Source organism: Micromonospora sp. WMMD737 (assembly GCF_049179055.1).
Lineage (GTDB): Bacteria > Actinomycetota > Actinomycetes > Mycobacteriales > Micromonosporaceae > Micromonospora > Micromonospora reichwaldensis.
Map to the genome: position 1 here is coordinate 2,216,085 of NZ_JBMHMH010000001.1, position 22,427 is coordinate 2,238,511.

Genomic DNA, 22,427 nt, shown 5'->3' on the forward strand with positions numbered 1-22,427 from the left:
CGTGGTTCCTCTACTTGTCCGCGCCGACGATGCGATCCTGGGCGGTGCCGCCCTTGTTGTCGGCACCGGTGATGGCGAAGAAGACGTCCTCGAGGGTCGGCTGCTTCTCGACGTACTCGACCTTGGCGGCTGGTAGCAGTCGCTTGAGCTCGGCGAGGGTGCCGTTCACGATGATCCGGCCCTCGTGCAGGATCGCGATCCGGTCGGCGAGCTGTTCGGCCTCGTCCAGGTACTGCGTGGTGAGCAGCACCGTCGTGCCCTGCGCGGCGAGTTCCTTGACGGCCTGCCACACCTCGATGCGAGCCTGCGGGTCGAGCCCGGTCGTCGGCTCGTCGAGGAAGATCACCGGCGGGTTGCCGATGAGGCTCATCGCGATGTCGAGCCGGCGGCGCATGCCCCCCGAGTACGTCGACACCTTCCGGCCGCCAGCATCCGTCAGCGAGAAGCGCTCGAGCAGGTCGTCCGCGACGACGCCCGGATTCTTGAGATGCCGCAGCCGGGCAACCAGGACGAGGTTTTCCCGCCCGGAAAGGATCTCGTCGACGGCCGCGAACTGCCCGGTGAGACTGATGGACTCCCGCACCCGCGCCGCCTGGGTGGCGACATCGAAACCGTTCACCCCGGCGGTCCCCGCGTCGGCGCTGAGCAGAGTGGACAGGATTTTCACCACGGTGGTCTTGCCGGCGCCGTTCGAGCCGAGCAGCGCGAAGATGCTGCCCCGCGCGACGTCGAAGTCCACCCCACGCAGCACGTGCAGCTGCTTGTACGACTTCTCCAGACCCCGCACCTGGATCGCGGGTCCCGGCACCTGCGGGTTCGTCACCTTGGCTCCTCCGCCCGCTCGATGCTCTCGATCGCCTGTGTCAGCCGCGCCCGCTCCCGGTCGACATATCCGCCCCTTCGGTAGTTGCGGACCAACTCCTCCACGAACTCCACCGGGTCCTCCCCGACGATCTCGCGGATCGGTGTTCCGTCCGCCGCGGCCCGCTCGAAAAGGTCGGCGACATCCTCGAACAGCGCGGCGGCGCTGTCGGCGGTCACCGGCCCGAAGTGCATCAGGTATCGCTCGATGGCCTCGACCGCGGTCCGGTAGTTCGGGGGAAGTTCCTTCACTCGCGCCTTGTACTGCCGCCATCGGCGCTTGGGGCCGATCACCTTCGCGAGAAGGCCGCCCTTTTCCGCATCCGACATGACTACTTTCCTCCTTCGTGGAGCTGTTCCAGTCGTTGCGTCAGGAAGCTCCAGGTCCTCCAGAACTCTTCGAGGTATTCCCGGCCCTGCGCGTTGAGGGAGTACACCTTGCGTGGCGGCCCCTTTTCGGACGGGACCTTCTCCACATCGACGAGGCGCTTCTGCTCGACCCTGACCAGCAGGGCGTAGACGGTGCCCTCGGCGATGTCGGAGAAGCCCTGCCCCCGCAGCCACGCCGTGATCTCGTAGCCGTACGCCGGCCGCATGGCCAGAACCGCGAGCACGATGCCCTCCAGCGTGCCCTTGAGCATCTCCGTCATCTGCCTGCCCATTGACAGCCTTCCTGCGAGGTACTCAACGTTGCTAGCTACCGGTAGAAAGTACCACTGAGTACCGGTACTTAGCAACAGCGAATAGCGGAGCTGGCGGGCTGGGTCGACCATCGAGCCGACGTCACGGCGAGGCCGCCAGCCCCGACCGCGCACACCGCCGCCCTCGTGTACGTATGCATGTACGTAGTCTTACACGTATGAGTAGACTGCTGTCCAGAGGTGAAGAGTGATGCCGAACAAGACGATCTACATCGCCGACGACGACCTGCCGCTGCTGGTGCGCGCCCAGGAACTGACGGGCAGCAACCTGTCGGCCGCGATCGTCACGGCACTACGTCGACTGGTCCAGGTCGAGGAGGCCAAGCAGGCCGGATTCGATGAAATCACCGTGAAGGTGGGCGTCGGGCGCACCGTAGTCAAGCGCTTCCTCGGGACCGCGCTGGGCGAGTGGACCTCGTCGAGCGGGGAGGGCGAAGAGAGATACTCACTGTTCCGGACCAGCAAGGGCCGCTTCGCCGTTCACCACGCCCGGTCAGAGCTGCACACCCCGGTCGGATCCCACGCGGAGCGCGGCAAGAGGTGGGCCACCGGGTGGCGCGGTTGGATCGGTGACTGGTCGCCGGACCAGGCATGGATGCGGACACCGGCCCAGGCCACGTTCTCGGTCGTCGAGACCGTCGAGGAACTCCAGGCGTTGCTGCCCTCGGAGCTCTACGCGGTCGCGCTGCGAACCATCAACGACGAACCGGTCGTGGAGGACCTCGACATCTGATTCTCGCCCGGCCGTTACGCGGCGATCATGTCGATGAGCGGATACTGCTCGTCACCGGATGACGTGCGGGGTAGTACTTGCTCGTGGTTGACGAAAGCGGGTGGGGCGACCAGCGGGCGGGCGCGGTTCTGCCGGTCGGCCTCGTGTTGTTGGTCGGTCCGCCCGCAGCCGGAAAGTCGGCGTTCGCGCGTGCCTGGGTCGACAGCGGCCGGATCGACGCCGACGGTGTCGTCTCGTGCGACTCGGTCCGCTGTGAGCTGTTCGGCGACAGGTTCGACGTTGCTGACGACCCGGTGTTGTTCGACGAACTGGACCGTCGCGTCGAGGTGCGGCTGCGGGGGGCGTTGCCGGTCGTGGTCGACGCCACGCACGTGATGCCGCGTGCGCGGAGCAGGATGATCGCCTGGGCTCAACGGCACGGCCGGCCGGTCGTGGCATTGCGGTTCCGGGTCGCCGAAGAGGTTTTGATCCGCCGTAACGCGGAGCGCTCCGCACCGGCGCGCGTGCCGGCGCACGAGGTGCGAAGGTATGCCGCGGTCGCCGCACGACACACGGATCCTGCCCAACTAGCCGACGAGGGTGTCGAGGTGGTCGTCGATGTGCCCGGCGAGGCCGAGGGCTTCACCTCGTCTCGAGCCGCAGCGATGTTCCGCCTTGACCGATGACACCGCGCTGCACCGACCCATATAGGCCAGGCTGCCGTGATCAGGCATACGGACGTAGCCGCAGGCCGGGAATCAACTTACGTCTACGATCACCAACCGTGACTGGCGGAGGTAGGTCGCCAGGCTCGCCGCCGTCGCGGCATGTGGGACTTCGTGTTCCGGACCTCTGCACGCGTCCGGTGTACCCGCCTCTGCACTGGAACCCGTACGCCGACACCGGACGGTGGCTGACCTTCGGCGTCGTGGTGGGCGTTGATGGTGCCGCGCACGTCATGCTCCAGGTTCTCGGTCTGCCTGCCGGTGCTTGATCGGGATCCGACGCGACGGCCCGTGGCACGGCACGGACATGACCAGGCGGCCGAGTGCCGTGGCGGATGGCTGTTTCTCAGTCGGGCTGACGCTGCGGACGCCGCGAAGTCGGCCCGCCGCCACGCGGGCCATGGCCGAGGCTTTCAGGGTCGGTAGCGGTAGCCCATACCGGGTTCGGTGATGAGGTGGCGAGGGCGGGCAGGATCGTCTTCAAGTTTGCGTCGCAGTTGGGCCATGTACTGACGCAGGTAGTTGGTTTCGTGCTGGTATTCCGGGCCCCACACGTCGTGCAGCAGTTGCCGTTGGCTGACGAGTTTGCCGGGGTGGCGCAGCAGCTTGTCGAGCATGGCCCACTGGGTGGGGGTGAGTCGGACCTCGGTTCCGTCGTCGTGGATGACGGTGCGGTCGGCCAGGTTGACGCTGTGCCGGCCGACCCGGGAGACGGCCGTCGTGGAGAGTGGGGCGGCGTCGGCGGAAGTCGGCGCGAGGCGGCGGGTGACCGCGCGGATGCGGGCGAGGAGTTCGTCCACCCCGAAGGGTTTGGTGACGTAGTCGTCGGCGCCGGCGTCGAGGGCGGCGACCTTGTCCTCGCTGCCCGCCCGGCCGGAGAGCACGATGATCGGCACCGTGGTCCAGCCGCGCAGCCCCCGGATCACCTCAGTGCCGTCGATGTCGGGCAGCCCGAGGTCGAGCACCACCAGGTCGGGCGGGTGGCTGGCGGCGGCCCTGAGCGCGGCGGCCCCGGTGGCGGCCATCTCGACGTCGTAACCCCGGGCCCGCAGGTTGATCCGCAGGGCGCGGAGGATCTGCGGTTCGTCATCGACGACGAGGATGCGGGTCATTCTGGTGGCCCTTCCGACGGCGGCGTCTGGGTGGTGGCGGGCAGCCGCAGGACCATCGTCAGTCCGCCACCGGGGGTGGTCTCGGGGGTGATGCTGCCACCCATCGCCTCCGCCAGGCCCCGGGACAGCGCCAGGCCGAGGCCCACCCCCGTCTGGTTGTCCCGGTCGCCGAGCCGCTGGAACGGCAGAAAGACGTGCTCCCACTGGTCCTCGGGAATGCCGGGGCCCGTGTCGATGACCCGCAGCTCCACCTGCCCGGCGTGGGCGCTGGCGGTGATCGTCGGCGGTTGCCCGGGCGGGCTGTGCCGCAGGGCGTTGGCGACGATGTTGACCAGCACCCGCTCCAGCAGCCCCGGGTCGGCGCTGGCGGCCGGAAGGTCGGCCGGGATATCGGTGGTGACATCGGCCGCGACCGGCCCCAGCTCGTCCAGGGCCAGGGGCACGGCGTCCTCCAGCCCGATAGCGGTGACGCTGACGCCCAGCACGCCGGCCTGCAGCCGGCTCATGTCCAGCAGGTTCGCCACCAGCCGGCCGAGCCGGTCGAGGGACTCATCGGCGGTGGCCAGCAACTCGTCACGGTCCTCGGCCTCGAACTCGATGTCGGGGCTGCGCAGGCTGCTCACGGCGGCCTTGGCCGAGGCCAGCGGCGTACGCAGGTCGTGGCTGACCGCGGCGAGCAGCGCGGTGCGCATCCGGTCGGCCTCTGCGAGGGGCCGAGCGGTCGCGGCCTCCTCGGCGAGGCGCTCCTGGCGCAGCGCGACGGCCGCCTGGGCGGCGAACGCCTCAACGACGCGCCGGTCGGCCGCCTCCAACCGCCGGCCGGAGAGCACCACGGTCAGCCGGTCGTCCACCGGCACCGCCGTCTCCCCCGCGCTGGGACTGCCCGCCGGCAACTCCCCCACGCTGGCCACCACCCGCCAGGCGCCCTCCTCCCGGGCGCGGCCGGGTCGTCCCCCGGCGTCGGGAGCCAACTCCAGCACGCTGACCGCGCGCAGGCCGAAGGTCTCGCGCAGCCGGTCCAGCAGCGCCGGCAGCGGACGTTGCCCGCGCAGCACTCCGCCGGCCACCGTGGCCAGGGTCTGGGCGTCGGCGGACGCGCGGGCGGCCTCCCGGGTGCGGCGGGCGGCGACGTCGACGACCCAGCTCACCGAGAGGGCGACGCCGACGAAGACGCCGAGGGCGAGCAGGTTGTCGGCCTCGGCGATGGTCAGCGTGTGGTAGGGCGGGGTGAAGAACCAGTTGAGCAGCAGGGAGCCGCCGAGCGCGGCGACGAGTGCCGGCCAGAGGCCGCCGACCAGCGCGACGCCGACGACACCGGCGAGGAACAGCAGGATGTCGTTGGTCAGTGTGAGGTCCGGCAGCGCCGTCAGCAGCAGGGTCAGCAGTGGCATGCCGAGACCCGCGAGCGCGAATCCCAGCAGCCGGCGGCGGCGCGACAGCGCGGCCGGGACCCCGGTCGTCCGCCGACCTTGACCTGCTTGGGGATGAGTGACCAGGTGTACGTCGATCGGCCCGGACAGCGCGGTGGTGGTGACCCCGACGCCTCGGGAGAGCACCTGGGCGAAGCGACCCCGCCGGCTGGCGCCGAGGACGAGTTGGGTGGCGTTGACGCCCCGGGCGAAGTCCAGCAGGGCGGCCGGGATGTCGGTGCCGAGCACCTGGTGGTAGGTGCCGCCGAGGCTCTCCACCAGCACCCGCTGCCGGGCCAGTTGGGCGGGGTCCACGCCGGCCAGGCCGTCGCTGCGGGCGACGTGCACGGCGAGCAGGTCGGCGCCCTTGCTCCGGGCGGCGATCCGGGCCGCGCGGCGGATCAGCGTGTCGCCCTCGGGGCCGCCGGTGAGCGCGACGACGACCCGCTCGCGTGCCTCCCAGGTGTCGGAGATGCCCTGCTGGGCGCGGTAGGCGTCGAGCTGCTCGTCGACCTTGTCGGCCAGCCAGAGCAGCGCGAGTTCGCGCAGTGCGGTGAGGTTACCGACGCGGAAGTAGTTGCCGAGCGCGGCGTCGATCTTGTCGGGGCGGTAGATGTTGCCGTGCGCCATCCGCCGGCGCAGCGCCTCCGGGGTCATGTCGACCAGCTCGACCTGCTCGGCGGCCCGGACGACCTCGTCGGGCACCGTCTCCCGTTGGGTCGTGCCGGTGATCTGGGCGACGACGTCGTTGACCGACTCCAGGTGCTGCACGTTGACCGTGGACAGCACGCTGATGCCGGCGTCGAGGATCTCCTGCACGTCGCGCCAGCGCTTGTCGTTGCGGGAGCCCGGCACGTTGGTGTGAGCCAGCTCGTCGACCACCGCCACCTCGGGCCGGCGGGCGAGCACGGCGTCGAGGTCCAGCTCGGTGAACTCCACACCGCGGTAGGTGATCGTCCGGCGGGGCACCTGCTCCAGCTCGCCGATCATGGCCGCGGTGTGCGGGCGGCCGTGGGTCTCGACGAAGCCGATCACCACGTCGGTGCCGCGTTCGGCGCGGCGTCGGGCCTCCTCCAGCATGGCGTAGGTCTTGCCGACGCCGGGGGCGGCCCCCAGGTAGATGCGCAGTTCTCCTCGTGACACGCCGGAAGGTCCTCTCTGGTCGGGGCCGCTCATGAGGCTGTCTGGGGCAACGCCCGGTCCGACAGAATCAACCGGCGGGGTCGAAGACGCTCCGGGCAGGGCAGGCATCAGCCGGCCCTGCCCGAGGTCGTGTGTCAGCGGGCGGGGAACTGCTCGTCGAGGGCGAGGTTGAGGGCCAGGACGTTGACGCCCGGTTCGCCCATGAAGCCCAGCGCCCGGCCCGTGGTGTGCTGTTCGACCAGGCGTTGGACCGCCGCCGGGTCGGTGCCCCGCTCCCGCGCGACGCGGTCGACCTGGAGCTGGGCGTACGCGGGGCTGATGTGCGGGTCGAGGCCGCTGCCGCTGGCGGTGACCGCGTCGGCCGGCACGGCCGGTTTCGCCGGTGCGTCGCCGCGAACCGGGACGATCAGAGCGCCCTCGGCGACGTAGTCCTGGTCCGGCGTGGCCAGCTCGACCGGCACTCCCTGCCAGGAGGTGACGAACGGGGTGGCCGGGGTGGTCTGATTGACGCTGACGACCCGGGTGACCGCTCCGGTGAGCCCGTTGGTGCGGAAAACGGCGAGCACCGCGCCCACCCCATCGTTGGTGCAGTAAGGCCGGCGGCCGTCCACGCCGTCGAGTTCGCCGACGGCCTTGCTGCGCGCGCAGACCGTCGTGAGCAGGCTCTCGGAGGCGGTTTCCGGGTCGGTGGAGAGGGTGTCGACGACGCTTTCCGGGCCGAGGTTGCTGGCGGCGGTGGCGGTGGGGTCGTAGCCGTCGCCGGCGGCCGAGGGGCGGGACTGGAAGTAGCGCGGGACGGGGTTGCCGTCGGCGTCGGTGAAGCTCTGGCCGATCAACGCACTGCCGACTGTCTTGCCGCCAGCGGTGAGCAGGGAGCCGTCGGATTTGCCGGACAGGCCGGGAAGCTGTCCGGCGGCGACGAGGGCGAGCGGGTAGGCGAGCCCGAGCAGGACGGTGAAGACGAGCAGGGCGCGCAGGGCGGCGAGGTGCTGGGTCAGCCAATTGGGTAGGCGCATCACGAGATCCCTGGGATGAGCTGGATGAGCATGTCGATGAGCTTGATGCCGAGGAACGGCACGATGATGCCGCCGAGGCCATATAGGAGCAGGTTGCGGCTGAGCAGTTTCGACGCGGCTGCGGGTCGGTAACGCACGCCGCGCAGGGCGAGTGGGATGAGGGCGATGATCACGAGGGCGTTGAAGACGACCGCGGCGAGGATCGCCGATTCGGGGCTGGCCAGCCGCATGACGTTCAGCGCGTCCAGGCTCGGGTAGATGCCGGCGAACATGGCCGGGATGATCGCGAAGTACTTGGCGATGTCGTTGGCGATGGAGAACGTCGTCAGCGCGCCCCGGGTGATCAGCAACTGCTTGCCGATCTCCACGATCTCGATCAGCTTGGTGGGGTCGGAGTCGAGGTCGACCATGTTGCCGGCCTCCTTCGCGGCCGACGTGCCGGTGTTCATCGCCACGCCGACGTCGGCCTGGGCAAGGGCCGGCGCGTCGTTGGTGCCGTCGCCGGTCATCGCGACCAGCCGGCCGCCCTCCTGCTCCCGCTTGATCAGGGCGAGCTTGTCCTCCGGGGTGGCCTCGGCCAGGAAGTCGTCCACCCCGGCCTCGTCGGCGATCGCCTTCGCCGTCCGCGGGTTGTCGCCGGTGATCATCACCGTACGGATGCCCATCCGTCGCATCTCGTCGAACCGCTCCCGCATCCCGGACTTGACCACGTCTTTGAGGTGGATGACACCGAGTGCGCGGGCCGACTCGCCGTCGACGTGCTCGGCGACGACGAGGGGGGTGCCGCCGGAGCCACTGATGGCGTCGACGATGTCGCCGACCTGGGCCGTCGGGTGACCGCCGTTGTCGCGTACCCACTTCATCACCGCGGCGGCGGCGCCCTTGCGGATCCGGCGGACGCCGCCGTCGATGCCCTCGGCTGCGAGGTCGACGCCGCTCATGCGGGTCTGCGCGGTGAACGGCACGAAGGTGGCGTGCGGCATCAGGCCGGGCTCGCGCTCGCGCAGCCCGAAGTCGTTCTTGGCGAGCACGACCACCGAGCGTCCCTCGGGGGTCTCGTCGGCGAGGCTGGACAGTTGCGCGGCGTCGGCGAGGGTGGCCGCGTCCACGCCCTCGACCGGGAGGAACTCGGCGGCCTGCCGGTTGCCGAGGGTGATGGTGCCGGTCTTGTCCAGCAGCAGCGTGTTCACGTCACCGGCCGCCTCCACGGCCCGTCCGCTCATGGCGAGGACGTTGCGCTGCACCAGACGGTCCATGCCGGCGATGCCGATCGCCGACAGCAGCGCCCCGATGGTGGTGGGGATCAGGCAGACCAGCAGCGAGACCAGCACCACCCCGGAGACCCCGGCGTCGGTGATCGCGCCGGTGTCCGGTGCCGCCGCCTGGTACCCCTTTGCGAAGATCGCCAGGGGTTGGAGAGTGACCACGGCGAGCAGGAAGATGATGGTCAGCGCGGCGAGCAGGATGTTCAGCGCGATCTCGTTCGGCGTCTTCTGCCGGTTGGCCCCCTCGACAAGGGCGATCATCCGGTCGATGAAGCTCTCCCCCGGCTTCTGCGTGATCTTGACGATGATCCGGTCGGAGAGGACCTTCGTGCCGCCGGTGACCGCGCTGCGGTCGCCGCCGGACTCCCGGATCACGGGGGCGGACTCACCGGTGATCGCCGACTCGTCGACGCTGGCGATGCCCTCGACGACGTCACCGTCGCCGGGAATGATGTCGCCGGCCTCGACCAGGACGATGTCGCCCTGCCTCAGCTCGGGGGCCGGGACGGCCTCGTCCCGGTACCGGTTGGCGGCGGCGCCGGGCGTCCAGCCCACCAGTCGGGTGGCGATGGTGTCCTTCTTCGCCTGCCGCAGGGTCGCGGCCTGGGCCTTCCCCCGGCCCTCGGCCACCGCCTCGGCGAGGTTGGCGAAAAGCACGGTGAGCCACAGCCACACGGTGATCGCCCAGGCGAACACCGACGGGTCGGTCACCGCGAGCACGGTGGTGAAGAGCGCCCCGATCTCGACGATCAGCATCACCGGGTTACGCCACAGCGTGCGCGGGTCGAGCTTGCGCAGCGCGTCGGGCAGGGAGCGGAACAGCTGCTTCGGGTCGAGCAGGCCCCCGCCGACCCGGTCGCCCTGGGTGGCCGGGGTGCCGGCGGTCGGCGATGCGTCGCCGCCGGGTGTCACGGACGTGACGGTCATGTCGTTCTTCCTCATGGTGGTCACAGCCCTTCGGCCAGCGGGCCGAGCGCGAGGGCGGGCAGGAAGGTCAGCGCCACGAGGATCACCGTGACGCCGACGACCATGCCGATGAACAGCGGCCGGTGGGTCGGCAGGGTGCCTTCGGAGGCGGGGGTGGGTGTCTGTCGGGCCAACGAACCGGCCAGCGCGAGCACGAAGATGATCGGCAGGAACCGGCCGAGCAACATGCACAACCCGAGTGCGGTGTTCCACCAGGTGGTGTTGACGGTGATGCCGGCGAAGGCCGAGCCGTTGTTGTTGCTCGCCGACGTGAACGCGTAGAGCACCTCGGACAGGCCGTGCGGGCCGACGTTGAGCGCGGTCGAGTTGTTTCCCGTAGCGAACGCGGCAGCGGTGCCGACCAGTACCAGCATCGGCGTGATCAGGAAGTACAGCGAAGCGAACTTGATCTCGCGGGAGCCGATCTTCTTGCCCAGGTACTCCGGGGTGCGGCCGACCATCAGGCCGGCCACGAAGACGGTGATCACGGCGAGGATCAGCAGCCCGTAGAGCCCGGCGCCGACGCCGCCCGGGGCAACCTCGCCGAGCATCATGTTGACCAGCGGCATCATTCCGCCGAGCGCGGTGTACGAGTCGTGGAAGGAGTTCACCGCACCGGTCGAGGTGAGCGTGGTGGCGGCGGCGAAGGTCGCCGAGTTCGACACGTCGAACCGGACCTCCTTGCCTTCGAGGGCCGCGCCGACGGCCTGCGGGACGGTGCCGTTGCCGGTCAACTCGAAGACATTGGTCAGGGTGATGCTGGCCAGCGCGAGGGTCGCCATGACCGCGGCGATGGCGTAGCCCTGCCGGTTCTGGCCGACCACCCGGCCGAAGACCCGGGGCAGGCTGAACGGGATCAGCAGGATCAGGAAGATCTCGATCCAGTTCGTCCACGCCGTCGGGTTCTCGAACGGGTGGGAACTGTTGGCGTTGTAGAAGCCGCCACCGTTCGTGCCCAGTTCCTTGATCACTTCCTGGCTGGCCACCGGCCCGCCGGTGATCGTCTGCGTGCCGCCGGTCAGGGTGGTCACCTCGGTGCCGCCGGAGAGGTTCTGCACCACGCCGCCGGCCATCAGGGCGAGCGCGCCGAGCACCGCGACAGGCAGCAGGATCCGCAGCACGATCCGCGTCAGGTCCACCCAGAAGTTGCCCAACTCGCCGGTGCGGCTGCGGGCGAAGCCCCGGACCAGCGCCACCGCGACCGCGATTCCGACGGCCGCCGAGACGAAGTTCTGCACCGCCAGCCCGGCCATCTGCACCAGGTGGCCCATGGTCGACTCGCCCGAGTACCACTGCCAGTTCGTGTTGGTCACGAACGACACCGCCGTGTTCCACGCCCCGTGCGGCACCACCGGGTCGAAACCCAGGGACAGCCAGAGGTGGTTCTGGAGACGCTGGAACGCGTACAGGAACAGGATCGACACGGCGGAGAAGGCCAGCACGGAGCGGGCGTACACCCCCCAGGACTGCTCGGCTGCCGGGTTCACCCCGACCAGCCGGTAGATCCCGCGCTCGACGCGGGACTGCCGCTGCCCCGAGACCACCCGGAACATGTAGTCGCCGAATGGCTTGTAGACGGCGATCAGGGCCGCCACCAGGGACAGGACGAAGATGACGCCCGCTGTTGTCATGGTCATCAGAACCGCTCCGGGAACAGCAGGGCGACCACCAGGAACACGGCCAGGCCGATCGCCAGCACCAGGCCCACGGCGTTGACGGCGCTCACAGCTTTTCCACCGCCCGCACCACCAGGGCGAGCGCCACGAACAGCGCCACCGTCAACACCACGAACACCACGTCAGACACTGCTGACTCCCCTTACCGAAATGAGTTCGCCACGACCGCCAGCCGGCCGCGCCGGGCAATCAAAGCGCCTCAAGCTGCCGCCGGACAGGGGCGTTAACGCAACCATGACGCCGCCCGCCGTATTCTTGACGCCTTTTTGACGCCGCAGCGCTGATCAGGTGAAACGGGTCACCGGTGGCGCCGGGCGAGGAGGCCGGCACCGCCGGCGGTGGGTCGCCGCGCAGCATCGCTCCCGCCGCCCCAGGAGGGCAGGATCGGCGGCAGGTCCGACAGCAGCGCCGACGAGCCGCGCGGCGAACCAGCGCTGATCCCGTCGTCGGCGTGGTGCCGCCCGTACTGGTCGGGCAGATCACCCCAGCCGCGATCGGGCCGTGGCAGCTGCGACGACCCCGGCACTTCCACGGAGGCGTCCGGGCGGTGGACGGTGCACAGGTGTGTCCAGTCCTCGCCCAGGTCGAACACGTACGCGAAGGCCGTGCCGACCGCCAGGACGTCGAGCCGGCTGGACCGGCCGTCGCGGGTGCCGGGAAACGCCGGCCCGTCGCGCCACGTCGACCAGCTCACGTCCACGTCGTCGGGCAGCACGAACATGCGCAGATGGGCGAGGTCCCAGCGACCGAAGGCGACATCGATCGCCTCCGCCAGTTCGGCGAAGGTGTGCCCGCGATGCGCCGTGAAGACGCGGCCGGGGCGCGGCCACCAGTCCCGGCCACGCCCGGTCACCAGTTCCACGCAGATCGACAAGGATTCGGCCGCCCCTACCGTCGGCGGCGAAGAGCAGTCCGTACCGCGGTCCGTTGCGTCGAGTGCGGTGACCCGCCGGTCATACCCCACGAGAACCACCGAATGAGGTGTCCGGCGGCGATACCACCAGGTCGGAGCCGTCGTTGACCGGCCGCAAGCCCAGCCTTGGGTCCGGCTCCTCGCCGGTGGACTGCGGTGTGGACCGTATGACCCGGTAGCCGGTCCCGAGCGCGCTGGCGAAGCCGATCAACACGGTGTACGACCAGGCGTCAGCGTCGCCGGTCAGCTCACCAAACCGGTTGGCCAGAAACCCGACGAATATGGCCATCCCCAGCCCGGTGACTGCCGCCACCGCACGCAGGTCCGCCACCACCGCCGCGAAGACACCCGCCGCGAGGGCTATGACGAGCACCCGTCCCGGCAGCTCTGCCGGCGGGAACACCGTCGCCAACAGCGCCGCAGCGATCATCACCGCCCCACCGACCGCGACACTGATGCCGGCCGGTGTCGGCTGACGGCCCGTTGGGGCCCACAAATTCGTATCAACAGTCACCACACGTCTCCCACCACGACGAAGGCCCGCGTCTCAAGCCCTCGTCGCCTATGGCAACCCCGCCGGATGACCACCGTCGACGGTTTTCACACACCCGCTACGACAACGGCCAAATTTTTGACGCGGCCCTAACGGCGACGGCCCTCCCTCGTCCAGACGGCAGGTGGTTGTCGCGGCGTGAAGGCAGGGGCATTCGCCAGTGGACCACAGCAGGTAGGGGCTGAACGCGGTCGCCTCCGATGCCTGTGGGTGTTCCCCTCGGGGATCGTCTCCCGGGGCAAACCAGCATGACTCGCCCCTGCCCGGGCCTCCTCTGACGCAGCGAATGAGCGCTGGGGTGGTGGAACACATCCGCTCGTGGATGCGGCAAGCTCCGGCGTTGCGCCGAGATGAGCGGGAGGTCGTGGATCTCTACCCGCCGCCTACCACGGTGTCGGCGCCGCACGATCACCGGATCGGCCGTCCCATCGATCAAGCTTCCAGGGCGTGCTACAGCGCTGGGTTACCTCTGGGCCTTCCACCGGTCGATGAGGGCCGGCAGTTCCCGCCACAGGTAGTCGTAGAAGTCCCGCATCTCACCGAGACGGCCGCCAGCGACGCTGTCTTCGCCAGTGGCCGCGATGCCCTGCTCAGCAGCCTCTCGCATCACCTTCACCAGCTGGTTCTGCTCCGACATCAGGGTCGCCCAGGCGCCTTCGCGGAAGCGGAAGTGCTCCCGGCGGCTGCCAGGGGCGGGCACCTTCTCGATCAGTCCGACCGAGGTGAGCGACTTCAGCGCCGTCGAGACGCTGCCCGAGCTGATGATGAGCAACTCGGCGATCTCGCCCGCGGTCAGGGTGTCCTGCTCGGTGAAGAGCAGCGCCGCCAACACCCGCGCGGTCATCCGTTGCATCCCCCCCTGGGTCAGGGCCAGGGCAAGGTGCTCCGCCGGATCGCTCAACGCTGACACCCGGGTCCTCCTGTCACAGATCTTGACGAAATCCTAACAGCTCCGAGCCTTCAGAAATCTCTGAAAACTCGATAATGTCTCCGCCATGGAAGACGTGATTCGGCTGGAGAAGCTGACCAAGACGTACGGGGCCCGCCGAGGGCTGGTCGAGCTGGACCTGGCGGTGACCGAAGGTGAGGTGTTCGGCTACCTCGGCCCGAACGGCGCCGGGAAGTCCACCACCATCCGGCTGCTACTGGATCTCATCCGCCCCACGAGCGGCCGGGCCCGGCTGTTCGGCCGTGACCCGCGCGAGCACGCCGTCGCACTGCACCGCCGGATCGGCTACCTCGCCGGTGAGTTCGTGGTCGACCCCCGCCAGCGGGTCGGCGAGTGCCTGTCCTTCCTGGCCGACCTGCGGGGCGGGGTACCCCGGACGCGGATCGAGGAACTGGCCGCCCGTCTCGATCTCGACCTGTCCGTCCGGATCAGGGCGCTGTCCAAGGGCAACCGGCAGAAGGTCGGCCTGGTCCAGGCGTTCATGCACCGACCCGACCTGCTGATCCTCGACGAGCCGACCTCCGGGCTCGACCCGCTCGTCCAACAGACCTTCCTCGACCTGGTCCGCGAGGCCAGGGCCGCCGGACAGACCGTCTTCATGTCGTCGCACATCATGACCGAGGTCGAAGCCGTCGCCGACCGGGTCGGGATCATCCGCGAGGGCCGGCTCGTCGCCCTCGACACCGTCGCCCAACTCCGCGACCACGCCCGACACCGGTTCCAAATCACCTTCACCGGCCCGATCGACCAGGCCGCCCTCGCCACGCTCCCCGGCATCTCGGACCTGACCGTCGACGGCCCGACCGCCCGTCTCACCCTGGCCACCGACCCGAACGAGCTGATCGCGGTCCTCGCCCGACACCGGGTCGCCAGCCTGCGGGCCAGCGAACCCGACCTCGAAGAACTCTTCTTCACCTACTACCAGACCACCGAGGTCGCCAAGGAGACCAGCCGTGCCTGACGTCCTGACCAAGACCCTCTGGGACTCCCGCCGCAGCCTCACCGGCTTCGCCGTCGGCACGGCACTGGTCGGCACCATGTACGCCGGCTTCTATCCCCAGGTCGCCGACGGGGCGATGGGCCAGGCCGTCGAGGGCTTCTCCCCCGCCCTGCGCGAAGCCCTCAACATGGACGACATCGCCAGCGCCGCCGGCTACCTGGGTTCAAGTGTCTTCGGCATCATCGTGCCCCTGATCGCCGTCATCTACGGCATCGCCACCGGCACCCGGGCCATCGCCGGCGACGAGGAGGCCGGCTACCTCGACCTGCTCCTCGCCCACCCGGTCAGCCGGACACGGCTGCTGCTGTGCCGCTGCGCCGCGCTCGCGATCGGCTCCTGCACCCTCGCCGGCCTCGTCCTGCTCGCCATGCTCGCCGTCCGTCCCAGCGCCCACCTCGAAACAGTCAGCATCGGCCAGTTCGCCGCCCAGTCCGTGGCGCTGGCACTGCTGTGCACCCTCTTCGGCGCCATCGCAATCACCATCGGCGCCGCCACCGGCAGCCGCGCCGCAGCACTCGCCGGCAGCGCCGCGATCGGCGTCCTCGCCTACGCCGCCAACACCTTCGCCAGCCAGATCGGCGCCGACGGCCTCCGCCACCTCTCCCCGTTCCACTACTACATCGGCAACGAGCCGCTACGTAACGGCTTCCAGTGGGCCGACCTCGGCATCCTCGCCGCAACCATCGGCGTACTCGTCGTCCTCGCCACCGCCGCCTTCAACCGTCGCGACCTGACCAGCTGAACGCCAGCCCGTCCCCGCCGACCGATTCCCTGAGCGGGACGAGAGCGGTCGAAGTCCAGCACGTGGGCCCAGTTGCCGACCCGCCCACCTTCATCCGGTCGGGTCGGCACCGCCGTCAGCAAGCCGCCAGGTTCCAGCTGCTGGCCGCCGCAGGTTCGTCGTTCCAGGTCGGCGCCGTCTTTGTCGCCTCCTTTGCAGGAGCCGTATGGCAACGCCCGGTCGCGCCAATAACCATCTGTTCGGCTGCGCAGCTACGACTGTCAGCGCACCTGCCCGTCGAGGACCGCGACAGCGACGCCTACGGCGATCTGACGCTGACGAGGCGACGACCAGCGGCGTCAATCGCCCGCGTCTACCTGACACACGCTTCCTAACCGGTGGCCTCCGGGCGTACGCTCCGCTGAGGAGCGCCGGGAAGTCTGGTCGGCAGTCGTCATGTCACGTCGACCGAAGAGGGCTCCCATGGATGCGTTCGCTGTTCACACCGAAGGTCTCACCAAACGGTACGGGCGGCTCCTCGCGCTCGACGCGCTCGACCTCGCCGTGCCCGCCGGGTCGGTGTTCGGGTTCCTCGGCCCGAACGGTGCCGGCAAGTCGACCACCATCCGCCTGCTGCTCGGCATGGCCCGACCGACCGCGGGGCACGCCCGGATCTTCGACACCGACGCCCAGGACGTACGCACCGCACACCGGTCGTTGGCGTACGTGCCCGCCGACGTGGCGTTGTGGCCGCAGCTGACCGGTGCCGAGACCTTGGAGCTGCTGGGTCGCACCGGTCCCGGTGTGGACCGGGGCTACCGTGACGAGTTGGTCGAGCGGTTCGCGCTGGACGTGTCGAAACCCGGCCGGACGTACTCGACCGGGAACCGGCAGAAGGTGGCGCTGGTGGCGGCCTTCGCCACCCGCGCCCCCCTGCTGGTCTTCGACGAGCCGACCAGCGGCCTGGACCCGTTGATGGAACGGGAGTTCCAACAGGCGGTGGCGCAGGCCCGCGAGCGGGGGCAGACGGTGTTCCTCAGCTCCCACCAACTCGCCGAGGTCGAAGCCGTGTGCGACCGGGTCGCGATCCTCCGCGCCGGCAAGCTCGTGGAGATCGCCGACGTCGCGGACCTCCGACGGCTGCACCGCGGCCAGGTCGAGGTCACCTTCGCCGGCACCGCACCCGGGCTGGACGAGGTGCCGGGTGTCGAGGCGGTGGAACGGGTCGGGCCCGCGCGGCTACGGTTCGCCCTCACCGGCCCGCCCGCGCCGGCCCTGCGGGCACTGGCCACAGCGGACGTGACCTCGCTGACGATCCACGAGCCGACACTCGAGGAGATCTTCCTCGACTACTACAACGAGGTGTCCCGGTGACCGCCGTCGACGCCCGGGCCCCGCAGGCCGCCCGGGCAGCCGGGGACGCCAACGCGAGGAACGCGGTGACCTGGCTGGCTGTCCGCCAGATGCGGCGCGGAGCGCTCATCGTCATCGTCCTCGTCAGCGGCATGTCGGCGATGGTCGCCACCACCTACGCCAGCACCGTCGGCGACGCCATGGACGCCGACGCCCTCGCCGCACTGGCCGAGAACCCGGCGATCCGTACCCTGTTCGGTCAGCCGGTCGCCCTCGACTCCGCCGGCGGCTTCACCGTGTGGCGCACCGGCACCATCCTCGCCGTCCTGGTCGGGGTCTGGGCGCTGCTCACCGCCACCCGGATCACCCGCGGCGCCGAAGACGCCGGCCACTGGGACCTGCTGCTGGCCGGCAAGGTCCCCCTGTCCAGCATCGTGATGCGCCACGCCACCGTGATCGTCACCGCCGCGCTGCTCGTCGGGTTCGCCACCGCGACCGCCCTCACCGCCGCCGGCACCCCACCTGCTGGCGCCGTCCTGCACGGCGCCGGTCTCGCGCTGATCGGCGTGTTCTTCGCCGCGGCCGGAACCCTCGCGGCACAGGCCTTCCCGAACCGCGCCGCCGCGAGCGGCGCCACCGTCGCGCTGCTCGGCGTCGGGCTGCTCCTGCGCATGATCGGTGACGGTGTCGACGCACTCGGGTGGCTGCGCTGGCTGTCCCCGTTCGGCCTCACCGCGCTCTCCCGGCCGTACCACGACAACCGGATCCTCCCGCTGGTCGTGCTGGCCCTGGCCGCTTCCGCCGTACTCGCCATCATTCCCGCGGCGGCCGCGAGCCGCGACGTGCGGGGCGGCTGGCTCGCACCACGCACCAGCCGCGCGCCACGGCTGCGGCTGCTCGGCTCGATCCCCGCGTTCGCTCTGCGGCGCCTGCTACGCCCGCTCGCCGGCTGGACCGCCGGTGTCGGCGCCTACTTCCTGCTCATCGGGCTGCTCGCGGTATCCATGACCGACTTCCTCGCCGACAACCCGCGGTTCGCCGACCTCGCCGCGCAGGCCGGGTTCGCCGGACTCGGCTCGGTCGAGGGCTACGTGGCGGCCATGTACGCGCTGCTCGCCATCCCGGCCGGGATCTTCACCGCCGTCCACGTCGCCACCATCGCCACCGCCGAAGCCGACCGCCGGCTCACCCTCATCTACACCGGACCCGTCACCCGGCTCCGACTCCTCACCGCCGAAGCCGTCACCGCCGCCACCGGTGCCGCGGCACTCGCCACCACGGCCGGGCTGGCCACGTGGATCGGAGCGACAGCAGTAGGCGCACCCCTGCACCTCGCAGCGGCACTCGCGGGCGCGGCGAACGTCCTACCGATAGCGGCGCTCAGTCTCGGGGCCGCGATCTTCGCGCTCGGCTGGCTGCCCCGCGCCGTCGCGCTCGTCGGCGCCCTACCCGCTGCAGGCGGTTTCCTCCTCCAGGTCGTCGCCGACAGCACCGACGCCCCCCACTGGATCGGCGCGCTGTCCCCCTTCACACACCTCGCCCCAGTGCTCGACACCGCACCCAACTGGCCCGGAGTCATCGGCATGCTCACCGCTGCCACCGCACTCGCCGTCCTTGGCGCCACCGGATACCAGCACCGCGACCTGCGCACCTGAACTGCCACCTCACGACCGACCCCGCCCTGTGACGACGACGGCGGCGTGGTGGCTGATCAGGCCGGCGCTGGAGCCCCGGTATTCGAAATACCGGTGTGCCGGGCACGGTCGATCCAGGCGTCGACCTGTTGTCCGGGGCCATGGTGGCGGACTGGAACGGGCAGCGCTGCTCGCCGGTGTTCGCCGGTCAGCCGTCTGCGGTGAAGAGTCCCTGGATTCCCACGACCATCGCGATGAGGCCGAACACCGCGAGCAGCAGGTGGGCGCCGGTCGGCGCCTCCGACCGTTCGCCGCGCGGTGCCGACCGCCCGGTCAGCCGGTTCCACAGCAGGGCGAGTCCGATGCCGATTCCCACCACCTCGAAGTGGAACACCCGGGGACCGGATATCAGGTGGACGATGAGGTAGTAGCCGCCGGTCACGAGCGCGACGATGCCGACCACCCAGGCGATCGGGTGTCCCCGGTCGGCGAGGCGGCTCAGGTCGCCGCCGATTCGCGGTATCAGCCGCAACAGCCCCACAGCGAGCAGGAAGCCGCCGACGATGTTGGCGAGGTCGAGCAGTAACGCCATGATCACTAGCAGCCTCCCATGGTCGGACCTGTGCCGCCGCGCTGTACCCGCAGCCACGATCGACCAAACGGGCGAGTGCGGCGGGCCTTTCGCGGTTACCTGCCGCCGGCCTGCGGTCGGCTGAACGGTGCGGTCAGGGCCTACAGTGGTCGTGTCCGAACGAACACTGGCGGTGACGGGGAGGGCATGTGCGTCCCGAGTCGGACCGATCTTTGCTTGTCGATCTCGCCAGGCCCCTGGTCGAACAGTTCTCACCCGCCGAGACGGAGCTGTTCCCGCTGCTGAGCGAGGCACACTTTGCCGACCCCCGCGCATACGGCCGTTCGGGATCCCGGCGTTCGGATCCGCTCGGGTTCGGGTTGCCCGAGGTGCTGGTCCTGCTGACCCCGGTGGCGCTGGCGGCGATGACCGAGGTCGTGCGTTACGTGGTGGAGCGGGGGATGCGCAGGGGGCAGCAGGTGACGGCGGTCGCGCTGCGCCGCGTCTTCCGGGACGAACCGCCGGCGGTGGACGCGCCGCCGATCGAGCTGACCTCGGCTGAGTGGGCCGAGGTACGGCGGATCGTCGAGCGGGTCGCCGTGCGCGGGGGCGTCGAGCCGGCGCGTGCTGCCCTGATCGCCGATGCCGTGGTGGGACAGGGGCGACTCGCCGACGAGCCCCGTTGACCCGCGTGGCGTCCATGACCGCCCGCCGGGTGGCGCCGGGGGCGCCGGCTGCCTATTTCGCGCTGCTGGTGGGCGCGGTCTTCGCCACCGCCCTGCTCGTCTTCTTCGCCATCGACCTGCAGATGCCCGGCCGGGAGGCGTCTCTGCACTCGGGGCTGACCAACTGCGCCACCGCCTTCGACGCGGAGGTCGCCCGGCTGGCCGCCGAGGGCGGCGCTGACGATGTCGCCCGGCGCGACGCGGCACAGGCCAGCTACCGGTCCTGTCTCCGGCCAGCCCTGCTCAGGACCATCGTCGTAACGGGTGTCGGGGTCGGGGCGCTGGCCCTGGTGGCCGTCGTCATGTATGTCGCCCACCCGTGGTGGATCATCCGGCGGAACCGGTCGAGGGTGCTCGACCCGGGTTGGGTTCCCGGCCTGGGTCGGGAACTGGCGAGGCTCGAACGGGCGACGGGACTGGCCCGGGCGCCGCAGTGGTGGTTCGCGCCGCGGCGGGGCACTCCGAGCGGTCAAGCGTTCGGCCTGCCAGGTCGACGACGCATTCAGCTGGACGCGGGTCTGCTGGTGCTGCGCGCCACCGAACCGTCGGTCTTCCGGGCCGTGGTGGCGCACGAGCTGGCGCACCTGCGCAACCGGGATGTCGACGTCACCTACCTGACGATCGCGGTGTGGCGGGCGTTCCTGCTCGTGGCCGTGCTGCCGCCGATGGTGCTGGTGCTGCATCCGAGCCTTCTCGTCGCCCCGACGGCGTGGTCCTGGCGGGCCACCTTGGCCGGGGTGACCGGCAACGTCCGCCTGCTCGGCTCGCTGCTCGTCCTCACCTGTCTCGTCTACCTGCTGCGCAACGCCGTGCTGCGCGCCCGGGAGATCGACGCCGACGCCCTGGCCGCACACGTCGACGGGCCCGGCGGCGCGCTGCTCAAGACGCTCTCGCGGCTGCCGGCGCCGCGCGGACCGCTCGCCCGGTGGGGCACCCATCCGTCACCGGAGAAGCGCGTCCGCGCGCTGCGCGATGTCGTCGGCGTCGGCATGCCAACCCACTGGAACATGGTCGCCGCCGGTCTACCCGCGGGCATTCTGACGGCGAACACGACACTGGCGGCGGGTGTCGGCCTCGGGCTGGACCCGCTGCTCGGCACCGCCCTACTCGGTGCGGCCGTCGGCCCGTGGCTGGGCGTGCTTCTCGCGCTCGGCGTCTGGCGGGCGGCACGGACAGCGATGGTGGCGCCCGTGGCGGCGTACCGGATCCCGTTCTGGCTCACCGCTCCGCTGGTCCTCGTCGGGGCATACCTGGCCGGGATGCAGGTGTCGCTGCGCGGCGTGACCGGTCAACCCGGCTCGGTCGGCACGTCCGGCCCGGCCTCCACGACGGTCGCCGCGTTGGTGCTCGCCCTGGCGGCGGTGGTGCTCGCCGCCTGGACCGACTCGATCGCCCGGGCCGTCGCGGCGGGCGACGGCTCCCGCGCAGCCGCCCGACAGACACCCCCAGCGGTCCTGGGCGCCGCCGCTCTGACCGGCGCTGTCGGGGTGGCGGTCTGGCTACCGTACAGCCTCATCCCGTTCGGATTCGCGCTCGCCCCGGGGCCGGCCCCGGCCGACGGTGGCGGCTGGTACGCGGTGACCGCGAGGCTGAGCACAGCCGACCTCGGGCCTGCGCACCATTTCGTCGCCAACGTGCTCACCCTGCCGACCCTGACCGCGCTCTGGCTGGTCCCTGCGGTCCTTCTCCACCGCGTCGCCCCGACGACGGGGTGGCTCCGGGCCGCCCTCGTCGGGCTCGGCGGCGGAGTCCTGGCCGGGCTGGTGGGTGCCCTGCTTCCCGTGGCGGCTCGGGTAATGATCTCGGCCGACGTGCGCCGGGCCGTCCCCGCAAGCTCCGAGATCTCGTTCAGCACCGTCCTCGACAACACCACCATCGCCGTGGGCTCGCTGCTCGTGGCGGTCGTGATGGCCGTGGTGGTGGCCGGCCCGGGATCGCAGCGGCCGGCCCGGGCACTACTGGCCGCGAACGTGACAGCCCTGGTCGCCACCGCCGCCATCTGGTGGGTGGCGGGCCCGGTGCGCTGCCTGACCGGGGTGGGGCTGTGCCGCCCGGGGCTGGACCTCAACGGCATGGCGCTGACCGCGCACTGGACCCTGGTACAGGGATTGTTCGTCGCGGTTCCGCTGGTGCTGGCCGTCACCGCTCGCGGTGCCCGACGCCCGAGCCGTCACGGCGTTGCCGTCGCGCTGAGCCCGGTGGCGACAGCCTCGGCCGTCACCGGCCTCGCGTTACTGATCGCGGTGACCGCGGCGCTGGTGTGGGGAATGTGGGAGCCGGCCTACGGGACCTGGCTTCGCGGTGGTCTGCGCTGATCACGAACCGTCACCCCCCGGACAGGGTCGCTGGTCAGCGAGTGTCGAATTCTCCCACCGGCGTTCAACCCGCGCGGCCCGGTCCCGGCCGTGGTCGCCGTCACCGT

General features: G+C 70.6%; 22 protein-coding genes. 9 read left to right on the forward strand and 13 right to left on the reverse strand.

Translation table 11 applies throughout. The features are described 5' to 3' along the window. Nucleotides 1–10 precede the first annotated feature (10 nt). Genes ACN27A_RS08655 through ACN27A_RS08665 form a run of 3 tightly spaced genes read right to left on the reverse strand, consistent with a single transcriptional unit; the run spans nt 11 to nt 1,523 of the window. The gene (locus ACN27A_RS08655; protein ID WP_421451207.1) at nt 11–823 is read right to left on the reverse strand and encodes an ABC transporter ATP-binding protein; all 813 of its coding nucleotides are present in this window, start codon (nt 821–823) and stop codon (nt 11–13) included. Continuing rightward, nucleotides 820–1,191 carry a DUF1048 domain-containing protein gene (locus ACN27A_RS08660; RefSeq protein WP_421451209.1) on the reverse strand — a complete coding sequence of 124 codons (372 nt, stop codon included), beginning with the start codon at nt 1,189–1,191 and terminating at the stop codon, nt 820–822. Before ACN27A_RS08660 ends, ACN27A_RS08655 begins: the two co-directional genes overlap by 4 nt. Nucleotides 1,192–1,193: 2 nt before the next feature. Further along, nucleotides 1,194–1,523: a PadR family transcriptional regulator gene (locus ACN27A_RS08665; protein ID WP_421451210.1), complete on the reverse strand. Its 330-nt coding sequence runs from the start codon at nt 1,521–1,523 to the stop codon at nt 1,194–1,196. Between the two features lie 229 nt (nt 1,524–1,752). On the opposite strand from ACN27A_RS08665, the gene ACN27A_RS08670 reads away from it, so the two are divergent. The 3 genes from ACN27A_RS08670 (at nt 1,753) to ACN27A_RS08680 (ending at nt 3,268) form a co-directional block, all read left to right on the forward strand. Further along, complete coding sequence (locus tag ACN27A_RS08670) at nt 1,753–2,295, forward strand: EXLDI protein (RefSeq protein ID WP_421451213.1); 543 nt, start codon at nt 1,753–1,755, stop codon at nt 2,293–2,295. 83 nt (nt 2,296–2,378) lie between these two features. Next, nucleotides 2,379–2,960 (forward strand): AAA family ATPase, encoded by a 582-nt coding sequence (locus ACN27A_RS08675; RefSeq protein ID WP_421451215.1) that lies wholly within the window; start codon nt 2,379–2,381, stop codon nt 2,958–2,960. Between the two features lie 179 nt (nt 2,961–3,139). Beyond that, complete coding sequence (locus tag ACN27A_RS08680; protein ID WP_421451217.1) at nt 3,140–3,268, forward strand: hypothetical protein; 129 nt, start codon at nt 3,140–3,142, stop codon at nt 3,266–3,268. A 144-nt stretch (nt 3,269–3,412) separates the two neighbouring features. Here ACN27A_RS08680 and ACN27A_RS08685 read toward each other — a convergent pair whose 3' ends face one another. The 9 genes from ACN27A_RS08685 to ACN27A_RS08725 form a co-directional block, all read right to left on the reverse strand. Further along, nucleotides 3,413–4,111, reverse strand: a complete 699-nt coding sequence (locus ACN27A_RS08685) for a response regulator (RefSeq protein ID WP_421451220.1) — start codon at nt 4,109–4,111, stop codon at nt 3,413–3,415. Continuing rightward, the gene (locus ACN27A_RS08690; RefSeq protein WP_421451221.1) at nt 4,108–6,663 is read right to left on the reverse strand and encodes a DUF4118 domain-containing protein; all 2,556 of its coding nucleotides are present in this window, start codon (nt 6,661–6,663) and stop codon (nt 4,108–4,110) included. Before ACN27A_RS08690 ends, ACN27A_RS08685 begins: the two co-directional genes overlap by 4 nt. 134 nt (nt 6,664–6,797) lie before the next feature. Then, nucleotides 6,798–7,679: a potassium-transporting ATPase subunit C gene (locus ACN27A_RS08695; RefSeq protein WP_421451223.1), complete on the reverse strand. Its 882-nt coding sequence runs from the start codon at nt 7,677–7,679 to the stop codon at nt 6,798–6,800. Beyond that, complete coding sequence (gene kdpB / locus ACN27A_RS08700) at nt 7,679–9,871, reverse strand: potassium-transporting ATPase subunit KdpB (protein ID WP_421451224.1); 2,193 nt, start codon at nt 9,869–9,871, stop codon at nt 7,679–7,681. Before kdpB ends, ACN27A_RS08695 begins: the two co-directional genes overlap by 1 nt. A gap of 20 nt (nt 9,872–9,891) precedes the next feature. Further along, entirely contained in the window at nt 9,892–11,547 is a 1,656-nt protein-coding gene (gene kdpA, locus ACN27A_RS08705) for a potassium-transporting ATPase subunit KdpA (protein WP_421451226.1), read from the reverse strand. Further along, a complete protein-coding gene (gene kdpF / locus ACN27A_RS08710; RefSeq protein ID WP_074475088.1) occupies nt 11,547–11,636 on the reverse strand; it encodes a K(+)-transporting ATPase subunit F in 90 nt (29 codons plus the stop codon). Before kdpF ends, kdpA begins: the two co-directional genes overlap by 1 nt. A gap of 248 nt (nt 11,637–11,884) precedes the next feature. Further along, nucleotides 11,885–12,448: a hypothetical protein gene (locus tag ACN27A_RS08715; protein ID WP_421451229.1), complete on the reverse strand. Its 564-nt coding sequence runs from the start codon at nt 12,446–12,448 to the stop codon at nt 11,885–11,887. Between the two features lie 91 nt (nt 12,449–12,539). Continuing rightward, complete coding sequence (locus ACN27A_RS08720) at nt 12,540–13,013, reverse strand: hypothetical protein (protein ID WP_421451231.1); 474 nt, start codon at nt 13,011–13,013, stop codon at nt 12,540–12,542. A gap of 502 nt (nt 13,014–13,515) precedes the next feature. Continuing rightward, on the reverse strand, nt 13,516–13,962 hold the full coding sequence (locus ACN27A_RS08725; protein WP_421451233.1) for a GbsR/MarR family transcriptional regulator: 447 nt from the start codon (nt 13,960–13,962) through the stop codon (nt 13,516–13,518). 85 nt (nt 13,963–14,047) lie between these two features. Here ACN27A_RS08725 and ACN27A_RS08730 point away from each other — a divergent pair, with 85 nt between their 5' ends. The 4 genes from ACN27A_RS08730 to ACN27A_RS08745 all read left to right on the forward strand — a co-directional run bounded on the left by ACN27A_RS08730 (nt 14,048) and on the right by ACN27A_RS08745 (nt 18,730). Beyond that, complete coding sequence (locus ACN27A_RS08730) at nt 14,048–14,962, forward strand: ABC transporter ATP-binding protein (RefSeq protein ID WP_421451235.1); 915 nt, start codon at nt 14,048–14,050, stop codon at nt 14,960–14,962. Then, nucleotides 14,955–15,743: an ABC transporter permease subunit gene (locus tag ACN27A_RS08735; protein ID WP_421451238.1), complete on the forward strand. Its 789-nt coding sequence runs from the start codon at nt 14,955–14,957 to the stop codon at nt 15,741–15,743. The genes ACN27A_RS08730 and ACN27A_RS08735 overlap by 8 nt, the downstream gene beginning before the upstream one ends. Before the next feature lie 462 nt (nt 15,744–16,205). Next, nucleotides 16,206–17,096 (forward strand): ATP-binding cassette domain-containing protein, encoded by an 891-nt coding sequence (locus ACN27A_RS08740; protein ID WP_421451242.1) that lies wholly within the window; start codon nt 16,206–16,208, stop codon nt 17,094–17,096. Then, nucleotides 17,093–18,730 (forward strand): hypothetical protein, encoded by a 1,638-nt coding sequence (locus ACN27A_RS08745; RefSeq protein WP_421451245.1) that lies wholly within the window; start codon nt 17,093–17,095, stop codon nt 18,728–18,730. Before ACN27A_RS08740 ends, ACN27A_RS08745 begins: the two co-directional genes overlap by 4 nt. 187 nt (nt 18,731–18,917) lie before the next feature. On the opposite strand, the gene ACN27A_RS08750 is transcribed toward ACN27A_RS08745, so the two are convergent. Then, the gene (locus ACN27A_RS08750; RefSeq protein WP_421451248.1) at nt 18,918–19,301 is read right to left on the reverse strand and encodes a hypothetical protein; all 384 of its coding nucleotides are present in this window, start codon (nt 19,299–19,301) and stop codon (nt 18,918–18,920) included. 188 nt (nt 19,302–19,489) lie between these two features. Here ACN27A_RS08750 and ACN27A_RS08755 point away from each other — a divergent pair, with 188 nt between their 5' ends. Both ACN27A_RS08755 and ACN27A_RS08760 read left to right on the forward strand, forming a co-directional pair. Continuing rightward, a complete protein-coding gene (locus ACN27A_RS08755; RefSeq protein WP_421451251.1) occupies nt 19,490–19,966 on the forward strand; it encodes a hypothetical protein in 477 nt (158 codons plus the stop codon). A gap of 5 nt (nt 19,967–19,971) precedes the next feature. After that, nucleotides 19,972–22,320: a M48 family metalloprotease gene (locus ACN27A_RS08760; RefSeq protein WP_421458406.1), complete on the forward strand. Its 2,349-nt coding sequence runs from the start codon at nt 19,972–19,974 to the stop codon at nt 22,318–22,320. Nucleotides 22,321–22,427 lie beyond the last annotated feature (107 nt).

Excerpts from the sequence above, each read along its gene's own strand:
- ACN27A_RS08685 (WP_421451220.1), bottom strand. The coding sequence starts at position 4,111 with ATGACCCGCATCCTCGTCGTCGATGACGAACCGCAGATCCTCCGCGCC.
- ACN27A_RS08730 (WP_421451235.1), top strand. The coding sequence starts at position 14,048 with ATGGAAGACGTGATTCGGCTGGAGAAGCTGACCAAGACGTACGGGGCC.
- ACN27A_RS08695 (WP_421451223.1), bottom strand. The coding sequence starts at position 7,679 with ATGCGCCTACCCAATTGGCTGACCCAGCACCTCGCCGCCCTGCGCGCC.
- kdpA (WP_421451226.1), bottom strand. The coding sequence starts at position 11,547 with ATGACCATGACAACAGCGGGCGTCATCTTCGTCCTGTCCCTGGTGGCG.
- ACN27A_RS08740 (WP_421451242.1), top strand. The coding sequence starts at position 16,206 with ATGGATGCGTTCGCTGTTCACACCGAAGGTCTCACCAAACGGTACGGG.
- ACN27A_RS08670 (WP_421451213.1), top strand. The coding sequence starts at position 1,753 with ATGCCGAACAAGACGATCTACATCGCCGACGACGACCTGCCGCTGCTG.
- ACN27A_RS08750 (WP_421451248.1), bottom strand. The coding sequence starts at position 19,301 with ATGGCGTTACTGCTCGACCTCGCCAACATCGTCGGCGGCTTCCTGCTC.
- kdpB (WP_421451224.1), bottom strand. The coding sequence starts at position 9,871 with ATGACCGTCACGTCCGTGACACCCGGCGGCGACGCATCGCCGACCGCC.
- ACN27A_RS08660 (WP_421451209.1), bottom strand. The coding sequence starts at position 1,191 with ATGTCGGATGCGGAAAAGGGCGGCCTTCTCGCGAAGGTGATCGGCCCC.
- ACN27A_RS08665 (WP_421451210.1), bottom strand. The coding sequence starts at position 1,523 with ATGGGCAGGCAGATGACGGAGATGCTCAAGGGCACGCTGGAGGGCATC.